The 19,221-nt window shown below is 34.5% G+C and carries 16 protein-coding genes; 9 read left to right on the top strand and 7 right to left on the bottom strand.

What is annotated here, in order from left to right; genetic code table 11:
• Positions 1–12 precede the first annotated feature (12 nt).
• The 3 genes from ACQKEV_RS16505 to ACQKEV_RS16515 all read right to left on the bottom strand — a co-directional run bounded on the left by ACQKEV_RS16505 (position 13) and on the right by ACQKEV_RS16515 (position 2,409).
• A complete protein-coding gene (locus ACQKEV_RS16505; RefSeq protein WP_427447727.1) occupies positions 13–1,260 on the bottom strand; it encodes a YHYH domain-containing protein in 1,248 nt (415 codons plus the stop codon).
• Positions 1,261–1,635: 375 nt separating this feature from the next.
• Positions 1,636–2,112 carry a type II toxin-antitoxin system HicB family antitoxin gene (locus tag ACQKEV_RS16510; protein ID WP_427447729.1) on the bottom strand — a complete coding sequence of 159 codons (477 nt, stop codon included), beginning with the start codon at positions 2,110–2,112 and terminating at the stop codon, positions 1,636–1,638.
• 99 nt (positions 2,113–2,211) lie between these two features.
• Positions 2,212–2,409: a type II toxin-antitoxin system HicA family toxin gene (locus tag ACQKEV_RS16515; RefSeq protein ID WP_427447730.1), complete on the bottom strand. Its 198-nt coding sequence runs from the start codon at positions 2,407–2,409 to the stop codon at positions 2,212–2,214.
• Positions 2,410–3,077: 668 nt separating this feature from the next.
• On the opposite strand from ACQKEV_RS16515, the gene ACQKEV_RS16520 reads away from it, so the two are divergent.
• The 3 genes from ACQKEV_RS16520 to ACQKEV_RS16530 all read left to right on the top strand — a co-directional run bounded on the left by ACQKEV_RS16520 (position 3,078) and on the right by ACQKEV_RS16530 (position 7,757).
• Positions 3,078–4,835 carry an ATP-dependent nuclease gene (locus ACQKEV_RS16520; RefSeq protein WP_427447731.1) on the top strand — a complete coding sequence of 586 codons (1,758 nt, stop codon included), beginning with the start codon at positions 3,078–3,080 and terminating at the stop codon, positions 4,833–4,835.
• Positions 4,832–6,196 carry a UvrD-helicase domain-containing protein gene (locus tag ACQKEV_RS16525; protein WP_427447733.1) on the top strand — a complete coding sequence of 455 codons (1,365 nt, stop codon included), beginning with the start codon at positions 4,832–4,834 and terminating at the stop codon, positions 6,194–6,196. Before ACQKEV_RS16520 ends, ACQKEV_RS16525 begins: the two co-directional genes overlap by 4 nt.
• A 73-nt stretch (positions 6,197–6,269) precedes the next feature.
• The gene (locus tag ACQKEV_RS16530; RefSeq protein WP_427447735.1) at positions 6,270–7,757 is read left to right on the top strand and encodes an HNH endonuclease; all 1,488 of its coding nucleotides are present in this window, start codon (positions 6,270–6,272) and stop codon (positions 7,755–7,757) included.
• Between the two features lie 278 nt (positions 7,758–8,035).
• Here the strand turns inward: ACQKEV_RS16530 and ACQKEV_RS16535 are convergent, their stop codons facing one another.
• The 4 genes from ACQKEV_RS16535 to spoIIP form a co-directional block, all read right to left on the bottom strand.
• Complete coding sequence (locus ACQKEV_RS16535) at positions 8,036–8,590, bottom strand: recombinase family protein (protein WP_427447737.1); 555 nt, start codon at positions 8,588–8,590, stop codon at positions 8,036–8,038.
• A gap of 491 nt (positions 8,591–9,081) precedes the next feature.
• Positions 9,082–9,384 carry a hypothetical protein gene (locus tag ACQKEV_RS16540; RefSeq protein ID WP_427447738.1) on the bottom strand — a complete coding sequence of 101 codons (303 nt, stop codon included), beginning with the start codon at positions 9,382–9,384 and terminating at the stop codon, positions 9,082–9,084.
• Between the two features lie 445 nt (positions 9,385–9,829).
• Positions 9,830–10,894, bottom strand: coding sequence for a C39 family peptidase (locus tag ACQKEV_RS16545; RefSeq protein ID WP_427447740.1), 1,065 nt, complete (start codon positions 10,892–10,894; stop codon positions 9,830–9,832).
• 214 nt (positions 10,895–11,108) lie between these two features.
• A complete protein-coding gene (gene spoIIP / locus ACQKEV_RS16550; RefSeq protein ID WP_427447742.1) occupies positions 11,109–11,936 on the bottom strand; it encodes a stage II sporulation protein P in 828 nt (275 codons plus the stop codon).
• A 187-nt stretch (positions 11,937–12,123) separates the two neighbouring features.
• Between spoIIP and ACQKEV_RS16555 the strand changes: the two genes are divergently transcribed.
• The 6 genes from ACQKEV_RS16555 (at position 12,124) to ACQKEV_RS16580 (ending at position 19,182) form a co-directional block, all read left to right on the top strand.
• On the top strand, positions 12,124–13,116 hold the full coding sequence (locus ACQKEV_RS16555) for a metal ABC transporter solute-binding protein, Zn/Mn family (RefSeq protein WP_427447744.1): 993 nt from the start codon (positions 12,124–12,126) through the stop codon (positions 13,114–13,116).
• Between the two features lie 214 nt (positions 13,117–13,330).
• The gene (gene asnB, locus ACQKEV_RS16560) at positions 13,331–15,151 is read left to right on the top strand and encodes an asparagine synthase (glutamine-hydrolyzing) (protein ID WP_427447746.1); all 1,821 of its coding nucleotides are present in this window, start codon (positions 13,331–13,333) and stop codon (positions 15,149–15,151) included.
• Between the two features lie 129 nt (positions 15,152–15,280).
• Positions 15,281–15,988 (top strand): TraX family protein, encoded by a 708-nt coding sequence (locus tag ACQKEV_RS16565; protein ID WP_359580372.1) that lies wholly within the window; start codon positions 15,281–15,283, stop codon positions 15,986–15,988.
• 15 nt (positions 15,989–16,003) lie between these two features.
• Entirely contained in the window at positions 16,004–17,152 is a 1,149-nt protein-coding gene (locus tag ACQKEV_RS16570; RefSeq protein WP_427457981.1) for a M15 family metallopeptidase, read from the top strand.
• Positions 17,153–17,518: 366 nt separating this feature from the next.
• On the top strand, positions 17,519–18,427 hold the full coding sequence (locus tag ACQKEV_RS16575; RefSeq protein ID WP_427447749.1) for a cupredoxin domain-containing protein: 909 nt from the start codon (positions 17,519–17,521) through the stop codon (positions 18,425–18,427).
• A gap of 119 nt (positions 18,428–18,546) precedes the next feature.
• The gene (locus ACQKEV_RS16580) at positions 18,547–19,182 is read left to right on the top strand and encodes a nitrite reductase (RefSeq protein ID WP_427447751.1); all 636 of its coding nucleotides are present in this window, start codon (positions 18,547–18,549) and stop codon (positions 19,180–19,182) included.
• Positions 19,183–19,221 lie beyond the last annotated feature (39 nt).

A 19,221-nucleotide genomic window follows, 5' to 3' on the forward strand; every position in this document is an offset into this window, starting at 1 on the left:
TTTTCACCTACCCTATGCAATTATCATTTTTTTAGCCACATAGAACCGACGTCCGAGCCATGCCAGAAACATTAATCCAATTCCAGTTCCAGTTTGTGTATTTTGTTTTCGTTCAATTTCCTCATATTTCAGAGCACCGATTTCGTAATGGTAATCAAAAATTACTTTTGAGTCGATGTATTCTCGTGGAATGGAAAGTTTTTCTCCTTTTAAGCCCATGTTGTATGCCATCTTCTCAATTTTTAAGACTTCTTTATTGGATTCAAAACCCTCTAGGTACCACGTAATATATTTGATGTTTTCAAATTTTGGTTTCTTGTATTCAAGCATGGTGAAGGCAGCAAGATAACCTTTATCCAAGTAAGATTGTTTTAAATCTTGTTGGCCCTTTTCGAATCCCTTTTGATATGCTGTTAAAAAACTTGGCTTCACGTTTTTCGGTTCGTTAGATTTATCATTTTTTCCGTCTTTATATCCTAATGTGTTAAATTCAGCTTCTCTTTTTTTGTCTCTTTCAGTTACTGCTTTATTAAATCCAGCCGTAAAAGAGTTTGATAACGTTTTATTATTTGCGTATTTGGTAGGTATCTCAACTTTGTCTTGTTTTTGTCCTAATGAATAGCCGGCTTGATCAGCCAGTTTTTTTTCAGTTGCTATCTTAGTCTTACCCTCATCATACCCTTTAGAATAACCGGTTGAATAACCAGATAAATATGCTTGGGATCCTTTTGAAACTGCTGATTTTTCTTTTTCATCATATCCATTTTTCAAGCCAACAGCATAACCGTCTTTTTCACCCTTAGCTGCATCTTGTTCTGCTATAACTTTTGCTTTATCTGCTTCAACTTGCGCTATTTGTGCTGCACTACCCTTGATTTTAGAAGTATCGTAATCACCGGGAGCTTCACACGGAATTCCATCATCAACAGTATTACCCCAACCATCCAATTTTTCAGGATCGTTAGTTTTTGAATATCCTTTGGAATTCCAGTAATTGACTACCTCATCATATGTTGCAAAATCTGAACAATCCTTGTCCCATGATTGATTGGTCGAGGGGGTAGTATTAGATGAAGAGCTACTACTTGAAGAATCTCCACCACCATTATGAGAGTGATACCCCGTACATAATCCTTTTGCCTTCGACTTCTCAGAACAATTGTGCCCTCCACTACTATCTGTTCTCCCTGAATGGGCCTCAGCCATCTCACTAATTGGAACGAACAACATTAATGCCATTAATATTAAAATTTTCTTCATAATAACCCCATATTCTATAGTGTAATAGACCTGAAGACTATTTTACTATATTTTACATATGTTGTCTTTATTGGTTTTAAATAAAATTCTTCAATTTATGTTTCTAAGTAGCGATAACCATCCTTATCGCTACTTAGATTCTATACTTCGGATGTTATGTAAGTTAAAGAAAAAAGGTCGTCTTCCATAGAAGACTGACCTTTTTTCTATTTTTGTCTACAAATTGAAAGAAGGTGATTAAAAAATCCTCCTTCATAATATTTTCAGCTGAGAACATTATGGGTTTTAATGTTGATTAATATTATAATTTACTATTTAAAAAATCTTCATTTACAACTTATAAATAAACAAGCACCCTTTTCTAATTCTTTCTTATTAAAATAAATTATTGTCCTCATTCGGACTTTCTATATCCAAACGTTCTTTAAGAGCTTTTTGTAAAACTTGAGAAAAATTAATTTTATGTTCTTCTGCTAAATCGTTTATCCATTTAGGAATTGTTAAAGTTTTCTTAATGGTTGCTCGTTGAACGCGATCACGAATTAAAGGCATAAATACATTTACAATTACGGCAGCTTGATTATTCTTTAGAGATAGTTGGATTACTTTAGAAGCATTTGGAATATAATCGTTATCCTCTTCTAAACCGAATAAATGTAATCCTAGAGCTTCCTTAGCATTACGATAAGCTTCTTCTTCATCATCTCCGCATGTAAATATACCTTTAAGATCAGGAAATGAAACTGAGATTCCATCTTCATCATAATCAAAGACAGCTGGATAGGAATAAGAACGTTTTCTATTCTTATTACTTCCTCTCTCCTCTGAGTTGGATCCTGTCGCGAGCGACATAATTAAATTCTCCTTTCTTATGAAATATTTCCTTTTTTAATTTATATATATTAAATTTCCCTCTAGGATTGTGCTTAGTAATGTGCAGGAGCACAGGGATTATTTTAGGATAATCCCTGCTTGCTCAGCAATGCTCTTAACCGTCTTTAAAGTCAGGTCTTTTTTAGGATGAGGCACCGTGACCTTACTCTTTTTGGTTGGATGCTTATATTGCTGGTGGCTCCCTACACTATTTACTAAGTACCATCCATCAGCTTTTAACTGACGGATGATTTCCCTAGAAGAGTAGGATTTCAACTGATTCACTCCTTCATAGTTAGTCTTCTTATTAATACGTATTATTATACGTGTTAATAAGAGTTTGGTCAAATTTTCGCAAATGTTCAATGTGAAAATTAATCAAGACTTTCCTCACTCTCTGTATTAAGAAATATTGACATGTTGTGAAAAATCGACTTGCAAGTGAAACACCTTTCAGGATGATTTATTTTTCAGCCAATTGTTCTTGTTCGAACATATTTGATTTCAAAAGACGATTTAGCCCAAACATGGTTAATGTCGTCTTTTTTTGATATTAGTTAAGACAAAATCGGATTGTCTTAACTAATTAGTTTTGAAGTGAGTTCTTATGTTGGAACCGGATTAAAAGTTTGTCACAATGCGTTTTTTCCTTTAATCGAATATGCCTCTTATAAGAAATGTAACATTCTCATTATTACGGAATCGTTATTAGTTAAACACTCAATAGATTTCACAGTATAGAACCTACTTCTTCATTTTATTTCTTTGTATATATGCTTAATCATTTTTAGAAAATATTAAAACCGATATTTTTAAACGGCTTGAAGAACTGTCTTCCTAAAAGCAACTTAAAACCTATACTTATAATAAAAAAATTTAAAAATGTTCCACATAGATTTTTTAACAAATGTAAAATGAAGGAAGATAAAGAAAGGTGGATCTCAATGAAGATTTCAAAAGTGAAAGTTAAAAATTATAGAAACATCGAGGACATAGACATTGATTTAAATAGGTTAGTTATATTCATTGGTGATAACAATAGTGGGAAAAGCAATTTGTTGAAAGCTATTACTTTTCCTTTTTTAAATAGCGAGGTTGGTGGCGTAACTAAAAATTTGGGATGGAACGATATAAATCATAAAGCAAAGCAAAGTTATTTTGAATTTATTGAACGTAATTTAGAAAGTATAAAAAACAATACAATTCCTCTCGAATCGTTTGTAGATGCTATACCCATTGTCTCCGTTCAAGTTCATTTGTTACCCGAGGTTGGGGAAGAATTCTATGTAAAGAAGTGGATTCTTTCAATTGATGAAGAAGATAAAACAGAATATGCTATTCAATACATATTCCACATCGAAAAAACTAAAGAACTATTGGAACATGTTAGAGCAGTTTTAGAATATGAAGATTCTATCGAAAATATAAAAATGAACCTCTTGCCAATTGAATTATATACATACTCCATCATAGTGCCGTCAACAAAGGTTTCAGCGGGCTTTAGCGACCTAAATCAATTTAAATATAATTCACTAGCTGCAGAAAGAGACGATTTTTCAAATAAACACAATCAATTGGGTTCAAAAGCACTGGTAAGCTTGCTGAACAGCAAATTGACCGAGGAACAGAAAGTGAAGGTGGAAATATCCTATGAAAGATTCTTTGATGAATTAAAAGGAATTAGTAATCTGGACGGTATATTTAATTGGCAGAATAGAAGTGAAATTGAAAATGCAAAAGCTTTTTTTGAAGAAATTACACTACTGCCAAACATGCCAAGTATGAATTCGTTATTAAATAATGTTCGATTAGGATATGGTGAAGAATATCTCCATACACAAGGGCTTGGTTATAGAAACCTGGTATACCTTTTAGTCATGATGAATTCTTTGGAGAACAATGAAGATGATGTATTAAATCTATTGACTATTGAAGAACCAGAAGCACATCTTTGTGTAAGCAACGAGAGGTTACTTTCAAGTTTTATTAATTCCACTATAAGTAACGCAAAAAATACTCAATTATTTATTTCCACTCATAGTCCAGAATTCCTGAACAAGCTCGAATTAAAAAATGTAGTAGTAGTTACAGAAGGAAATGCATTTTCTTTAATGTCATGCATGAAAGTCGCTGATTTAGACTATTTGGCCAAGAAACCAAATCTAGACTTTTTAAAATATCTGTTTTCCAGGAAATGTGTGTTAGTCGAAGGACCAACAGAAGAAATGTTAATTAAGTCTTACCTTGCTAATCAAAAGAATTCGTTGAATGATATTTATGTAATTTCATTGCATAAAGGTTTTACTAAAATGATTGATTTATGGTTGAAGGTAAATGAAGATTCATCGAATATGCTTGGTATCATACGAGATTTTGACAACCAACCTAAGGCGCAAGAAAATCATGAACAATATAACCAACACACTAATATATGTATTAAGACTACTGATAGTTATACGTTAGAAACGGAATTTGTTAGAGAAAATGGAAACTTTAAGATACTTAAAAAATATTTTGAAATTAATCATAGTTGGGAAGGGATAGAAACTCCAGATTTACTATCTGATAAGTGGAGAGCAGCAAAGACGGATGTGATGTTAAGATTTTGCCAAGACATAGGTTCAGAAGACTTGAAAGAAATTAAATTACCTCAACATATCGCCGGAGTATTACATTTTCTGGAAACAGGAGAAAAAGCATGAATATTGTCGTAGCAGGGGCTGGTGCAGGAAAAACAACCTCAATGGCAGAAGTGGTATTACAACGATTAAAAGAAATTAATAAAGAAAAGATTGTGTATATTGTAACCTACACGAATTCGGCTAGAGACAGGATTAGGGAGAAAGTGATGGAGTTGAACGGATCAATCCCTAAGCAACTTCACATTGAAACTTATCATTCCTTTTTAATACAAGAATTTATTTTTCCATTTCATCATCTGTTGTATCAAACACAATATATCAAAGCCTCATTAATTAAACTCTCAACTATACCTGCTTATAGGAATTCCAAAATAAAGGAATTAGAAGCGAATCAAGAAATACATGTAGATAAAGTTACAGAAGTAGCAAAGTGGATAATATGTGGAAAATCTGCTGATAAAAAAAATATTAAAATCAAGAGAACTAGGATATTATCCATTGTTTCGAACTATTTAGATTCTATCTTCATTGATGAAGCACAAGATATGGACAGCCATTTAAAACAAATAGTAATTACCTTATACACAAACAGATTACAACTATATATTGTTGGTGATCCCAAACAAGATTTACGTGGTAGGAATGCTTTTAATGATCTGATAACCGAACATGCGGACATAGTGGAATATAAAGAAGAAAACCATCGATGTCCTCTTAAACATGTAGAACTATCCAATAGATTCATTGCTAGTGAACAAAAGCAAGTAGCACAGGCAGATACAGATGGGAAATTGGGGTTCATCTTTGAGAAGGACTTACTGATTGAAGATTATATTAAAAATGAGAAATGGGATTATGTATATATTTCTAAAAAAAATGAAAGATATGTTACCAATAGTGAAGATCTGCTAAAAGAAGAGAGTAATCTAACGTATGAATTGAAATGTATAATAAAAAATTCGAATATTAAAAAAGATAAAATTGATTTAGGAGTATTTAGGGCAAAACAATGGTGTCTGAAGGTTTTAACTTCAAAAACAAACAGCTTTATATTTACGGAAATACAAAGATCTTTTAATTTAAAGCTTTCAAAAAAAGACATGGCGAAACTTGGAGAGGCATTAAAACTAAATCGAGAAAAAGAACAAGTTTCTGGCATTAAGGTTAATTCTATCGATAGCATTAAAGGACTAGAGGGAAAGAGATGCTTATTCATTTTAACGACAGATCTTATTCCTTATCTAATCCAAGAAAATACCGCTAATAATAAAATGAAAAACTACTTATATGTAGCCTTAACACGGGCTAGAGAAGAATTAATGTTTTTAGTTACTCGAGAAGTTGAAGAAAAATATAGCAGAGAGTTATTAATAGAAAAATTTGAAGAACTGAAAATTTCTCACGTTGAATTAGAAATATGAATACAGTCCGCAAAGTGTGTCGAATTATTGTTTATAAATTAAAATTTGGCCATACGAAGAACAGGAGAATAAAATGTCAAATATTGATCTTAATGAGATAGAGATTTTAAACTTTATATTAGCAGAATATGCAGAAGAGCATTTATCACCTAGCACTTTTATTTGGTATAAAACAGTAGTTGCAGAGCATCTTAAGATGAATGCATTAAACAAAATAGAAAGTGGTAACTATAAAGATGTATTTTCAATACAAAACTTAAAAAAGATTTCCAGAAACTCTAATATGGTAAGACCTGCTTTAATAAAATTTCTTGATGCTTTATACAACGAAGGGGTTTTAGGAAGTCAAATAGATTTTTTAAAATCAAAAAATAATATAGAAGAAGTTTTTTCAAGAAGTTTGAGCCAAGAAGAAAGAGAAGTAACATTTTTATCTCCTCAAGAACTAAAAGCACTTTTTGGTAATAGAATTTCGTACAGAACAGAGGAAGAAGAAAAGCTTGTTCCTTTGTTATGTGCTTTTTCTTTCTTTTGTATGTTAAAGCAGGGAGAAATTAATAAACTAGTTATATCTGATATCGATATAGAGAAAAAAAGAGTGAGAATTAGAAGAAATCAAGAGGACAAACACAATCTAGTATCTTGGTTGAATTTCGAAAATACGACTTATAAAAGTCTCTTATCATATTTAGAATATAGAAAAAACCTCAATACTAGCTCTGATTATTTAATGGTTGATAAAAATGGAAATCCCTTAAATAATCAGAAAGTTAATGCCTTATTTAATTCTTTACGGAGAACAGAGAACAAATTAATATTAAATGATGTTAATATTTCACAAGAATTATTGATTCGAAGTATGATTCTATATATATTAACAAACACAAATGGAAATGGAATATATCAGTTATTGTTAATACATGAGCCTTCAAATTCTCAATTTCAACATGCTTTTAATGAATATATATCAATTCAAAGACTTGAAAATAATCAAGAGGCCATCGACAGTTTCACTATTTCTGATATTGTTCCCAAGAAAAGAAACAAACCACATACAAACAGTAAAGATAATTATACTATGGGGTCATATTCAGAGAAAAATGATATTAGTGAGGTCGATTTAAATATGTATGACGAGGAGCACGTTAATTACAAAAACTTAGAAGAGAACAAAATAACTATTCAAAGAATGGTAAGAAATTCAAAAGTGGTTTCAACTTTAAAAGAAAAATACAGTCATGAATGCCAACTTTGTGGATTCCGTATAAGGAAGTCTAACAGTGAATATTCTTCCGAAGGTCACCATATTCAACCCTACAACAAAAAACACAGAGGAGATGATAATTCCAGTAATATAATTATACTGTGTCCTAATTGTCATACTCAATTTGATGATTTATATTTTGCTATACACCCTGTAACAGAATTAGTCTATTGTATTTTAGGGGAGGAAGATGACTACCATCTAAGTACTCTAAAGATGTCAGAAGGCCATGTGTTAGGAAAAAAATATCTTGATTATACTTGGGGAATATTTGAAGAAAAACAAAAGAGGTTATAAAACTGTTAGCTATATAAATAGTAGGCACGTTCTATTAGCATCTTTATAGAAGGGTTTTTTATCCACCTGAAACAGGAGGAAAGCCACTGCCCAATAGGTAGTGGCTTCTATATAACATGAATAGTCAATAGGCAGTTTCTTCTATTGTAATGGTTTAACTATCTCTTCATCGGGTGCTCTCACTAATTTATAAAAACTGGCCATTCTACCCCCAGCTTCTTTCAATGCGACCACTGCCGTTAGCTCTACTCCTTCCTATTTTTCTTATAACAATCTGATTATTTGCGTTCCAAATAGCGATAAATTGTAGTTCGAGAAACGCCCCATCTTTCTGCCACATCTTTAATCGGTGTACCCCCATCAATAAGACTCTTCATCATTTCAATATCTTTCACTCCATACTTCTCTGGCCGTCCGCCAAGTCGCCCACGTGCTTTAGCCGCCACTCGTCCTGCAGCGGAACGTTCTTGAATGAGATTTCGTTCAAACTCCGCAAATGCCGCAAAGAGATGAAACATCAGTTGACCGGTAGCGTTGCTACGATCCATAGTTATATTCTCTTGAAGACTGTGAAACCCGATGCTTTGTTCATTTAAGTTATTGACTAGGTCAATCAAGTCCTGCATGTTTCGGCCAAGCCGATCTAATCGCCATACAACTATGGTATCCCCTTGACGAGCGTATTGAAGAGCTTCGTCTAATCCAGGCCGTTGTTTTTTTGATCCACTCATCTTATCGTGAAAAATCTTTGTACATCCATATTGTGTAAGTGCATCTGTTTGTAAATCCAAGTTTTGTAAACCAGTCGACACTCTTGCATATCCAATTAACACAGTCATTCCTCATTTCCAATTTAATCCTATATTAATTGTAACATAATATAAAATGGAGTTGGTTATTGAACATAGAAAAATGGTCAGAGTTTTGTTACATATAGTAGATTCAAAATGACAACTTTAAGAACCAGTTGTGTTGTGTTCAGAAAAGGACGAGTTTTGTTACATATCCATTGGGTTACTAGTGATTGCGAAAAATGGTTAAGTCGTTTGCAACTTTTTTTAATAATGAAGAACAAGCAGAAACTGCATCTAATTTTTTAAGGGGGGTATTGTGAAAAAACATTTGATTTTACAGACACAGTAGAGAAGATACTTGATAAAAAAGCAATGTTGATTTTAAAGAATATGACGGGGTTGAAAAAGGGGAATGGTACAGAACATAGAAAAGGAAATAGGATGTTGTGTACATAAATGTTGTGCAAGTATTAATACGCGTACAATTGCAAAATTTTATATGAAGGTAAATCGGCGATCTCGAAAAAATATTACTTAATTTTAATTAACATCTGTTTATTTAATTCATCTACACATAGGCAGTACTGATCATCCGAGGTAATGTTAGCAATGTCAATGATTTCCTTTGGGATTTTCACGTATCCGTTCTCTGAAATTAGGCGTTTGTTATGAGAAGACTTAGTATTTTCTCTTCGAATAAAAATCACTTTTTCCTCATAAGCGATTTCAATTTTTCTTATTAAGTGAAATCCTAATTCTATTTGAATTTTCTTTGGAATTCGCAATATCCCTGTAGCAGGGAAGTCTTTGTAAGTGTATTTTTTTATGCCCATCGTAGCACACTCCACTTTTCAAGATTTTATTTTCATATTTTTATTATTATAGATAACCTGTTTTTTCTTCTGAAATTTCCTTAATACAGACAGTTGGAAGCAAAATAATAATTAATAATAGCAAAAAATTTTCCACCCACTATAAATAGTAATGGTTACGTTTTACTTGCATGAAATATACTACACATTATTTTTTCAAAAGACAAGACAAACTTTATGTTTTTGATTTGTCTAATTTTAGTTTTAACATCGATTTCCCTGTTTATAAATCACGGGCTTCTAGTATTAGCTTATTAATATCGCAATGTAACCATTTTCCATACAGAGTGAATTAAATGTAAACTGAAGAGAAGTAACCATTTAAATTGAAAAGGACTACCTTTAGATAAGGTAGTCCTTTTGTTAATATGGGATGGATTAAAGAATACTTTATGAACAGAACGGATTAGCGATGAGCCTCTCGGTTTTTTTTAACAATAACAGCATGTTTTCCAAGAGCTTCATAACTATCAAAAAATACTTCTTCTGAGACGCTTTGCTGACCCTCAAGTGGATTCATAATAAGTACTTTTCCTTCCTTCCACCCGTTCAAGACAACGGCATGAAGGTTTGTAAAAGATGGATGGAATTCATTTGTTCCTTCCATATACCATCCTCCGCGTTTGATAGGGGACGACAAATCACGGGTTACCCATACGATTACAGGTATATCTTGATCTATATATGAAAGGAGTTCTTCTCGTGTACTCCAACTCACATTCTCCGCAGATAAATCCATCTTATTGGCAGCAATTGCATCCTTGGCAGCCTCGACAATAGGAGATGCAAAGACGTACCAACCGCCTTTCAACTCACGCGGATTACCCGCATATTCTATATGTGGATTTGGTCCAACTCTTTTGCCACCCCGAGTACTGAAAGATGCTTTAGGCAAGTATTTATCTGCCATTGTGGTTTTGGAAACATCCATTCCATAATGATTTAGAATGGCTGTTAAAGCTACTATTTCACATCCATTAGGCAGTTCAGGATACTGCATGACAGTGGGTATATCAATGTAATTTGCACTGCGTTGTATGTATGTCTCTATTAGGAAAATATCATTTTTCGAATCATGTATATACGGTTTTTCTTCTTTAATAGGATTGAATGTTCCACTTTCATCCATAATTAAAGCCTTGACTATGTATTCCTTTCCATTAATCAAACCTTCAATTTTTGTTTCGCCAGATGGATTAGAGTTAGCTGAAGTAACCAAACCTCCAGTAATTTTATCCTTTATCTCGATTTTATAATTGGGGACGGGTTGGCGATTGCGGCTATTTAATAACATGAAATTTCTTGAGGTGGTTAAGTTCTCCGTTTTACCAACTTTATCTGTGTCGGAATCTCCATCCGTTGAGAATGCGTTATTCACTTGTGAAAACAGTTTATCGGTGCATCCAGCTAGTAATAAAACAATTGACAATATCAATAAAAGGCACCGTTTCGGCTTCATCCATATTACCATTGGTCTCACCACCTTCTTATGTCCTGAAATAGGTTAATTCACAAACAGGTTTAATATACCAACAATAGATTATTTCTATACACAAAACATTATATTTTTGAAAAACAGATGAAAAGTCCTTGCGAAATATAAAAAACAACCACCTATCTCAATCGAATAGGCGGTTGTACTCTTTTTATTCTATTTTTGAATTCTTTTTTCTCTGTGATAAAACTTAGATTGAAGTAACAGATGATTGATTTTGTAATACGATGGATATCGCTTTTGCTAAAAGAGAGATAGTTCGGTTAATTTCTTCTTGTGTATTTTCAATGCCCCCAAGTTCAATCAAAACCATATTTTTTGCCAAATCTTGATTATAGATGCCGTCCACATGATTCCCTTTCTTTCCGATTACTCCACGTGAAATCCCAGGTACCATCACGTTTAACTGGGCCGAGAGGTTCTTGGCAAGGGATTGATTGAACGTATAATTCGGATGATCTTCCCCTACAACAAAATAAAGTTTTCCATAAGTTTCGTTTCCATAAGTAAGTGTGGTGGTCTTTTTTCCTGCAGAATCTCTGTGAAGATCAATAATTAAATCATATTCATTTTCTTGAAGTTTTGCAGCGAGAAAGGGACGTACGACATCGTAGGCTTCAGCAAAAGTACGATTCGTCTTTTTCATTTCGTGCATCGTATCGACCGGCAAAAATTCTGCTTGAATGAGGTTAAAGTCAAATTGATTTTTTATTATGTTTTCAAATCCCATAATATTCGTGGTTGGTGAGTAAACTTCCGTCTGGCCATTTATGCTTTGTACGATCGGTATGAAGGCTTCATGGGAATGTGTGAATAGTAATAGAGCATTTTTATGATTAAGTTCTTGATTCACAATGGGTACTTCATGTTGAGTTGCTACAATGACCGCAACTTGTTTTTCGTCATATTCATCGGCGGCAACATTTTTTGAAGGGAAGGAAGAAAAAGTATTTATGATTAATGGTGACAAAAAAAGCATTGTAATAATGCCAAAACACGCCTGTGTACCTTTTCTCAATGTTAATCCCTCCTCACACAATCGTATGAGTGAGAAGGAGTCGATAGAATTGAATCGCAGATTAATCATATGGATACATTTAAGAACACAGAACTCAAAATTCAGAAAAAACATTTGTATTGTAAATCGTAATCATTACTATTAAAATTGAAACGAAAAGTACTTTAATCCACTAAAGGAGAAAAAAATGAAGAAAATACTACGTATATCCCTGTTATTTGTAATGTCCTTACTTTTCCTATCTGCCTGCAACAAGGAAGAAGCTGCAAGTTCGAATAAAGAAGGTAACAGTGATGAGAAAATAAAAATCTATACCACAATTTATCCGTTTCAATACTTTACCGAAAGGATTGGGGGGAAATACCTCACTGTGGAAAACATTGTTCCTCCAGGATCCGATGCTCACTCAATAGAAATTACCATGAAAGAAATGATGGCAGTATCAGAAAGTGCTGCATTCATTCATTCGGGCACTGCGATGGAAGGCTTCGCTGATGCCGTCATCGATGCCGTAAAGAAAGAAAACGTAGAGATTGTAAATGCAACTGAAAACATTGACTTTATCAGCGGGCAAGAAGAAGCTCACTCTGAGGAAGAAGAAGGGCATGAGGGAGAAAGTGAAGAAGAGCATGCTGAACACATCGAAGAAGGATTAGATATAGATCCGCATGTGTGGCTTGATCCAAATCGTTCAATCCTGATTGCGGAAAATATAAAAAATGCATTGATTAAAATAAGTCCAGAGAATATGGAGACCTATGAACGTAATTTCAACTTGCTAAAACAGGACTTGGATATGTTAGATGATGAGTTCACTAACATGGTGGCTAATGCCAACAGTAAAACATTCCTCGTATCACATTCTGCTTATGGTTATTGGTCAGATACCTATGGATTAAACCAAATAGGAATTAGTGGTTTATCGCCGACTGACGAACCATCCCAAGGGGAAATAATAGAAATAGTGAAGTTAGTCAAAGCTCAAAAGTTGGAATTTATCTATTTTGAACCGAACCTTACGAATAAAGTGGCGAATGCTGTACAAAGTGAAACTGGATTAAAGGCCTTAACACTAAATAATCTGGAATCAATCTCAAAAGAGGATACGGACTCAAACGAAGACTATCTAACAATCATGAGAAGAAATATAGAGTCACTTAAACAAGGGCTAAACCAATAAAATTGGCATGTTATATAGAGTGAACATAAAACAGTCTATTTGATTCAGATAGGCTGTTTTGCTTTTGTTGTTTTACCCAGCTTGCAAATCCCTCAGTTTTTAATAAAAAACTATATATTAGCCCATAAAGACCTATGTTTCTGCATAGTTTCTGCACATTTAATGTTTATAGTATGTAGGTAGAAAAAATTAGGATTGAATGGAGTTAGTATGTATGTGTGGATTTACTGGATTTATAGGTGAAACAAAAAATTCGTCAACCGTTTTGGAAGAAATGATGAACCAAATTATACACCGTGGACCTGACTCGTCGGGTATTTTTACAGATAACAAAGCTGCACTTGGCTTTCGCCGTTTGAGTATTATTGACTTGGAGGCAGGCAGTCAGCCCATCTATAACGAAGATGAATCATGCGTATTGATTTTTAACGGTGAAATTTACAATTTCATTCAACTGCGTGAAGAATTAATTTTAAAGGGTCATATCTTCACAACACATACAGATAGTGAAGTACTTATCCATGGATATGAGGAATATGGAGAGAAGTTGGTAGAGCGATTGCGTGGAATGTTTGCTTTCGTAATATGGGACCGAAAAAATGAAAAATTGTTTGCTGCCCGGGATATGTTTGGCATTAAACCTTTCTACTATGCACAAATGAATGGGACAATTCTATTCGGCTCCGAAATAAAAAGTTTCCTTCCGCACCCCCATTTTATTAAAGAATTAAATGAAAAAGCATTGAAGCCTTATTTAACATTCCAATTTCCAGTTTTGAACGAGACATTTTTCAAAGGCGTGTTTAAATTACCTGCGGCCCATTATATGACCTATCAAAATGGCAAGATGGACTTACATCAATATTGGACACCTGATTTTCAACCAACAGACCAACCTTTGGATGAAATTGTTACAGAAATCGATCAAGTGGTTAGAGAATCTATACGTGCTCATCAAATCAGCGATGTTAAAGTTGGATCATTTTTATCCAGTGGTGTAGATTCCAGTTATGTTGCATCCGTACTAAAACCTAACAAAACCTTTACAGTTGGTTTTAGTGACAAAAATTTCTCTGAGATTGATAACGCTAAGGCATTATCTGAGGAGCTTGGCATTGAAAATGTGAATGAAATTCTAGATGCTGATCTCTGTTTCGATAAATTAGAAGATATTCAGTATATGATGGATGAACCGCATTCGAATCCTTCCATTGTTCCATTATATTTCTTGGCTGAATTGGCTAGACGTGATGTGACAGTAGTCCTTTCTGGTGAAGGGGCAGACGAATTGTTTGGTGGCTACGCTGAATACGACACTACTGCTGCCATGAAAAAATATAAGAAACTCCCTAAATTAATTCGTCAACCTTTGGGTGTGATAGCGAAACGTTTACCGGAAGTCAGAGGGAAAAACTTCTTGATAAAAGGTGGACTTTCTCCAGAAGAATGGTTTATTGGACAGGCAAAGATATTTGAAGAAAAAGAAGCAAGCAACATGTTAACCAATATGTATAAAAGCTCTCCTACGGTAAGGGATATTGTAAAGCCAGTCTATGACCTGGTTAAACAAGAAGATGATGTGACAAAAATGCAATATCTAGATCTTCATCTATGGTTAGTGGATGACATCTTATTAAAAGCAGATAAGATGAGTATGGCGCATTCCATAGAACTGCGTGTACCTTTCCTGGATCGTGAAGTAATGAAGACAGCTGCCAAAATACCAGTGAAATATCGAGTAAATGAGATTGATACAAAATATGCCTTTCGATTAGCGGCAGGAAGAGCACTTCCAAAAGAGTCAGCAAACCGGAAAAAAATCGGATTCCCAGTACCTATTCGTCACTGGATTAAAGAAGAAAAGTATTACGAGAAAATCAAGTCTTATTTTGAAAGCGCGCAGGCAGCACAATTCTTTAATCAGAAGGATATCATGGCATTGTTAAATGACCATTATCAAGGTAAAACAAACAATGCGCGAAAAGTTTGGACAATCTTTATGTTCTTAATATGGCATAAAAAGTATTTCAATTAAGTAGAGGGGTTATCTACTTTACCTCTTTTACAACATAGTGTTCATTTACTGAGCACTATGTTTTCAATTAAGGAGAATAAGGTGCGAATGGCACTGCTCTTCGACAAGTGATTGAAAAGGAGATATATTATGCAAAACATTAATGTTTTTCAGAAGGATTTGACATCCAACACCTTAAAATACATCGCCATTATTGCCATGTTTTTTGATCACTTTTTTGCAGTATTTTTAAATCAGGAAAGTATGGAAGGCATACTCTCGCGTGTCCCTGGGCGGGTTGTTATGCCAATTATGTGTTATTTGATTGCAGAAGGTTTCTTTTATACATCAGATGTAAAAAAATATGCAACGAGGATGCTGGCTTTTGCAGCTGTTTCGCATTTTCCATACATCATCTATTTCAACCTACCAGATGCAACCAGTGTGATTTGGGGATTATCATTGGGGTTAATCGCTTTAGCAACTTTTAAAAACGATAAGCTATCCATATTTTTAAAGGTACCTATTATCGTTTTACTCTGTTTGTTAGCTATTCCTGGAGATTGGTACTACATCGGTGTATTGTGGATATTGTTCTTTGGAATATTCAGAGGAAACTTCAAAGCACAAATGATTAGCTTTGCAATTATAGGGGTTTTCCTGCATGTCATTCCAAAAGTAATCAATTTGGGTTGGGACCAATTGAATCAAGTAGCCATTCTGCTTGCAATCCCGATTTTGGCCATGTATAAAGGCAGACGTGGCAGAAAATCAAATTTTATGAAATGGGCCTTTTATGTTTTTTATCCGTTACATCTAATACTGTTATATCTATTATATAGATTGGTTACTCAATGACCTATGGCTAGATTAATGAGGAGAAAATTCATTGTATTTGTCCTACTTGGGTTAGTTTTAATCTTTATGTTAACAGCTTTTTTAAACCGTATTAACGAGAATGAGGATTCCGTAAATGTACCACTAGGGACTGAAGAAACAACACCAAACTTAGATCCGACACCTCCCTCATCTCTACAACGATACAATGAGAATTTGGAATTTCCCACAACTGGAGCGACAGGTTATACTTCTATTGCCTTGGATTTGAAAACATTTGGAAATACAGATTCTCGAACTATAAAGACATTTAAAGCAGGAACTGCCTTCGAGATTTTGGCGGAACAAGGTGATTGGTGGTTCATTAAGAATGCTGATTCTACCGGTTGGATACAACACACCTATTGTTTAATCAACCTTCCTGACGTCATTCCGTCCATTATTTACGACAATACCAATACCTATTCATCCAAATATATGTCATCAGGAAAATCCATCCCGAACATAACCGGTAAATCACTGTATTCAAGTAAATCATTTAATAAAAGACTGGGTAAAGAAGAATTTATTGTACCTGTTTTATATTCGATGTCAAAAAAGATATTTCTTGCCCAGCAAGAAGCTTTGGCAGATGGCAATTCTTTGATTATTCATGAAGGGTATCGACCATATCCAGTACAACAGTCCGTTGTGAGTGAATTGACTAAATTAGCGAATAAGGATAGTGAGGTTAAGGCTGGTATTAGTGCAGAACCATGGGGAGTGAATTGGTTTATAGCGACAAGCGTTTCCAATCATCAGATGGGGTATGCGATCGATGCGAGTTTAGCTAAAATTCATGCTACAACCGAAATAGTAATTGGTGAATATGTTGGTATTGAAATTACCGATTATACAGAATATGAAATGCCTACAAAAATTCACGAACTAAGTGTTGCAGCAGTTGCATTTACCGCACCAGTTAAATCAACGATACCAATGGCTTGGAAAAACTCCGTTATAGCAGAAACGATGAATGAACCGGCAATTAAGCTTCAAACGTATGCAACAAATGCAGGACTATCGCCATTAGCTTCTGAATGGTGGCATTTCAATGACCTGGATGCAATGAAAGCTACGATGGAGAAGAGTAGTGACGGCAATTATTTCTTAATAGATAGCTACAGTACAAGTCCTTCCAACTAACCAGTTGGCATAAATACTCTTAATGAAAAACCCATTGATCATTTTTGATTTAATGGGTTTTTGTCCGTCTTTACAGTATTAGATTCATATGCACTCTCCCAAAGCCGAAATTTTGGAAAGGTACTTACTTAGGTATCTTTACATGAATGGGGACGGCATCCTACGCATCAACACCGCATAACTCATCTTAAATTTTCCCTGTCAATTGTCCTTGCTCATATCCAATAAATATGCACTTTTCTGCAAACTTCTAGCTTAAGATTTAAAGGAACAAGCTTATCAGATAAGTGACTTAGTTTTTATACTTGTTTAAATGTATTTTTAAACTCAATTATTCATAGCATGTACCCAAAGGGGGTACTGTTTGTGAGTGACTTTCATTTATATGTATTGATTTTAATAGGCGCAATAACTTTAATTACTATTCTGTTAGCTCTTAGACGGAAAATTCATATCTCGTCTATGTCGGGCATGATTGTTTCTATGTTCTTGGGTATGAACGTTGGATTGACGACCGGAATCACGTTCGGAACTGCATTCAAAGGTGATTTGTTTTTATCGTCGATTTGGGGGATGGGTTTCGGTATAATCGCAGGTTTTTTATGCGGGGCATGTTTTGGGCTACTCTCCTCTGTAGAGGGCATTATGTCAGGCTTGATGGGTGGGATGATGGGGGCGATGCTTGGCGAAATGATTGCAACAGACCAAGCGAATGTATTGATTAAGTTCTTTTTACTTCTATCGTTCTGTACCATTTTCTTGGTCATCATCCTAGCTACATCGAACCAAGCAACAATTAATAGAATGGATTGGTTATTAAAGCCAATTTTAACCGCCCTGTTGGTTACTGGTATTTTATTCTTAGGAAATTCATTCAACAATGAAAAGGTGGAATCTAAAGCTCTTGCACAGGAACACCAGCCCGATACACATCATGATGCTGATACAGAAATCAAAAAAATTTTGATTGAAATGTCTGACTTAAAGTATTCACCCAAGGAATTGGTTGTGGAGAAAAATACACCTGTAACTATTGAGTTGAAAAATACGGATCAAGTAGAACATGATCTAGAAATTAGAAAAGTATCTTTTAAGATGGTCAGTGAATCGAAGCATCAGCATGCTGGTGAGAAGAATGTACTGCATTTGCATGCTGAGCCAAAACAAACAAGTGAAATGACGTTGTCCATCAATGAAGAGGGAATATATGAATTTTATTGTACAATTCCTGGTCATAAAGAAAACGGAATGGTTGGTAAGTTAGTCGTTAAATAGGTAAGGGGATTTTTGAAAAATAAATTGTACTTACGCACTTTACATACCCCTGGCGGGTACATATAATAAATGTAATGAAGATAGGATTTATATGACTCACTGGAATGGAGCATTTATACATGAGTATACCTAAGACGATTAAAGTCGCAGTTAATGGAGGAATTTCATTTGGCTCCAAATTAAATGCTAAACAGCTGATGACTTTAGCTTCGTATTTACCTCAAGATGCCGAACTAGAACTGACCACGTTCCAACAATTGTACCTCGAGGTTGAGGAAGATAAGTTGGAAGAAATCAAAAAAGAGTTCGAACTAGCAGGCCTTCATTGTTATCCTGTCGGAAACTACGTCAAAAGTTTGCGCACCTGTAACTTCTGTAAAGGATCTGAAGAAGAAGGAATGCCGGTGGCGAAAGAAATCAATCGCAGAATAGCTGGAATACCCGTCCCATTCACCCTAAAACCAGCATATACCGGCTGTCCTATTGGATGTGGTGAACCAATGGTATCGGACATTGGAGTCATGAAAATGAAAGACACCTACAATTTATATATTGGAGGAAAATCAAAAGGCCATGATGCAGAAGTAGGTAAACTGGTTGGCGAAAAACTGACCCCCGAAGAGTTGTATGCCCGAATTGAAAAAATGGTCCATTACTATTCGGTAAACGGGAAGAAAAGAGAGCCATTCTATAAGTTCATTTCCCGTGTCGGACTGGAAGATTTTTTGAAAAACACGTCAACTTCACTAGCCTAACAGCTAACCTACCTGAATTAGTGAGTGTCGGACATTATA

Origin of the sequence: Paenisporosarcina sp. NPDC076907, from assembly GCF_050269735.1 — a bacterium.
Lineage (GTDB): Bacteria > Bacillota > Bacilli > Bacillales_A > Planococcaceae > Paenisporosarcina.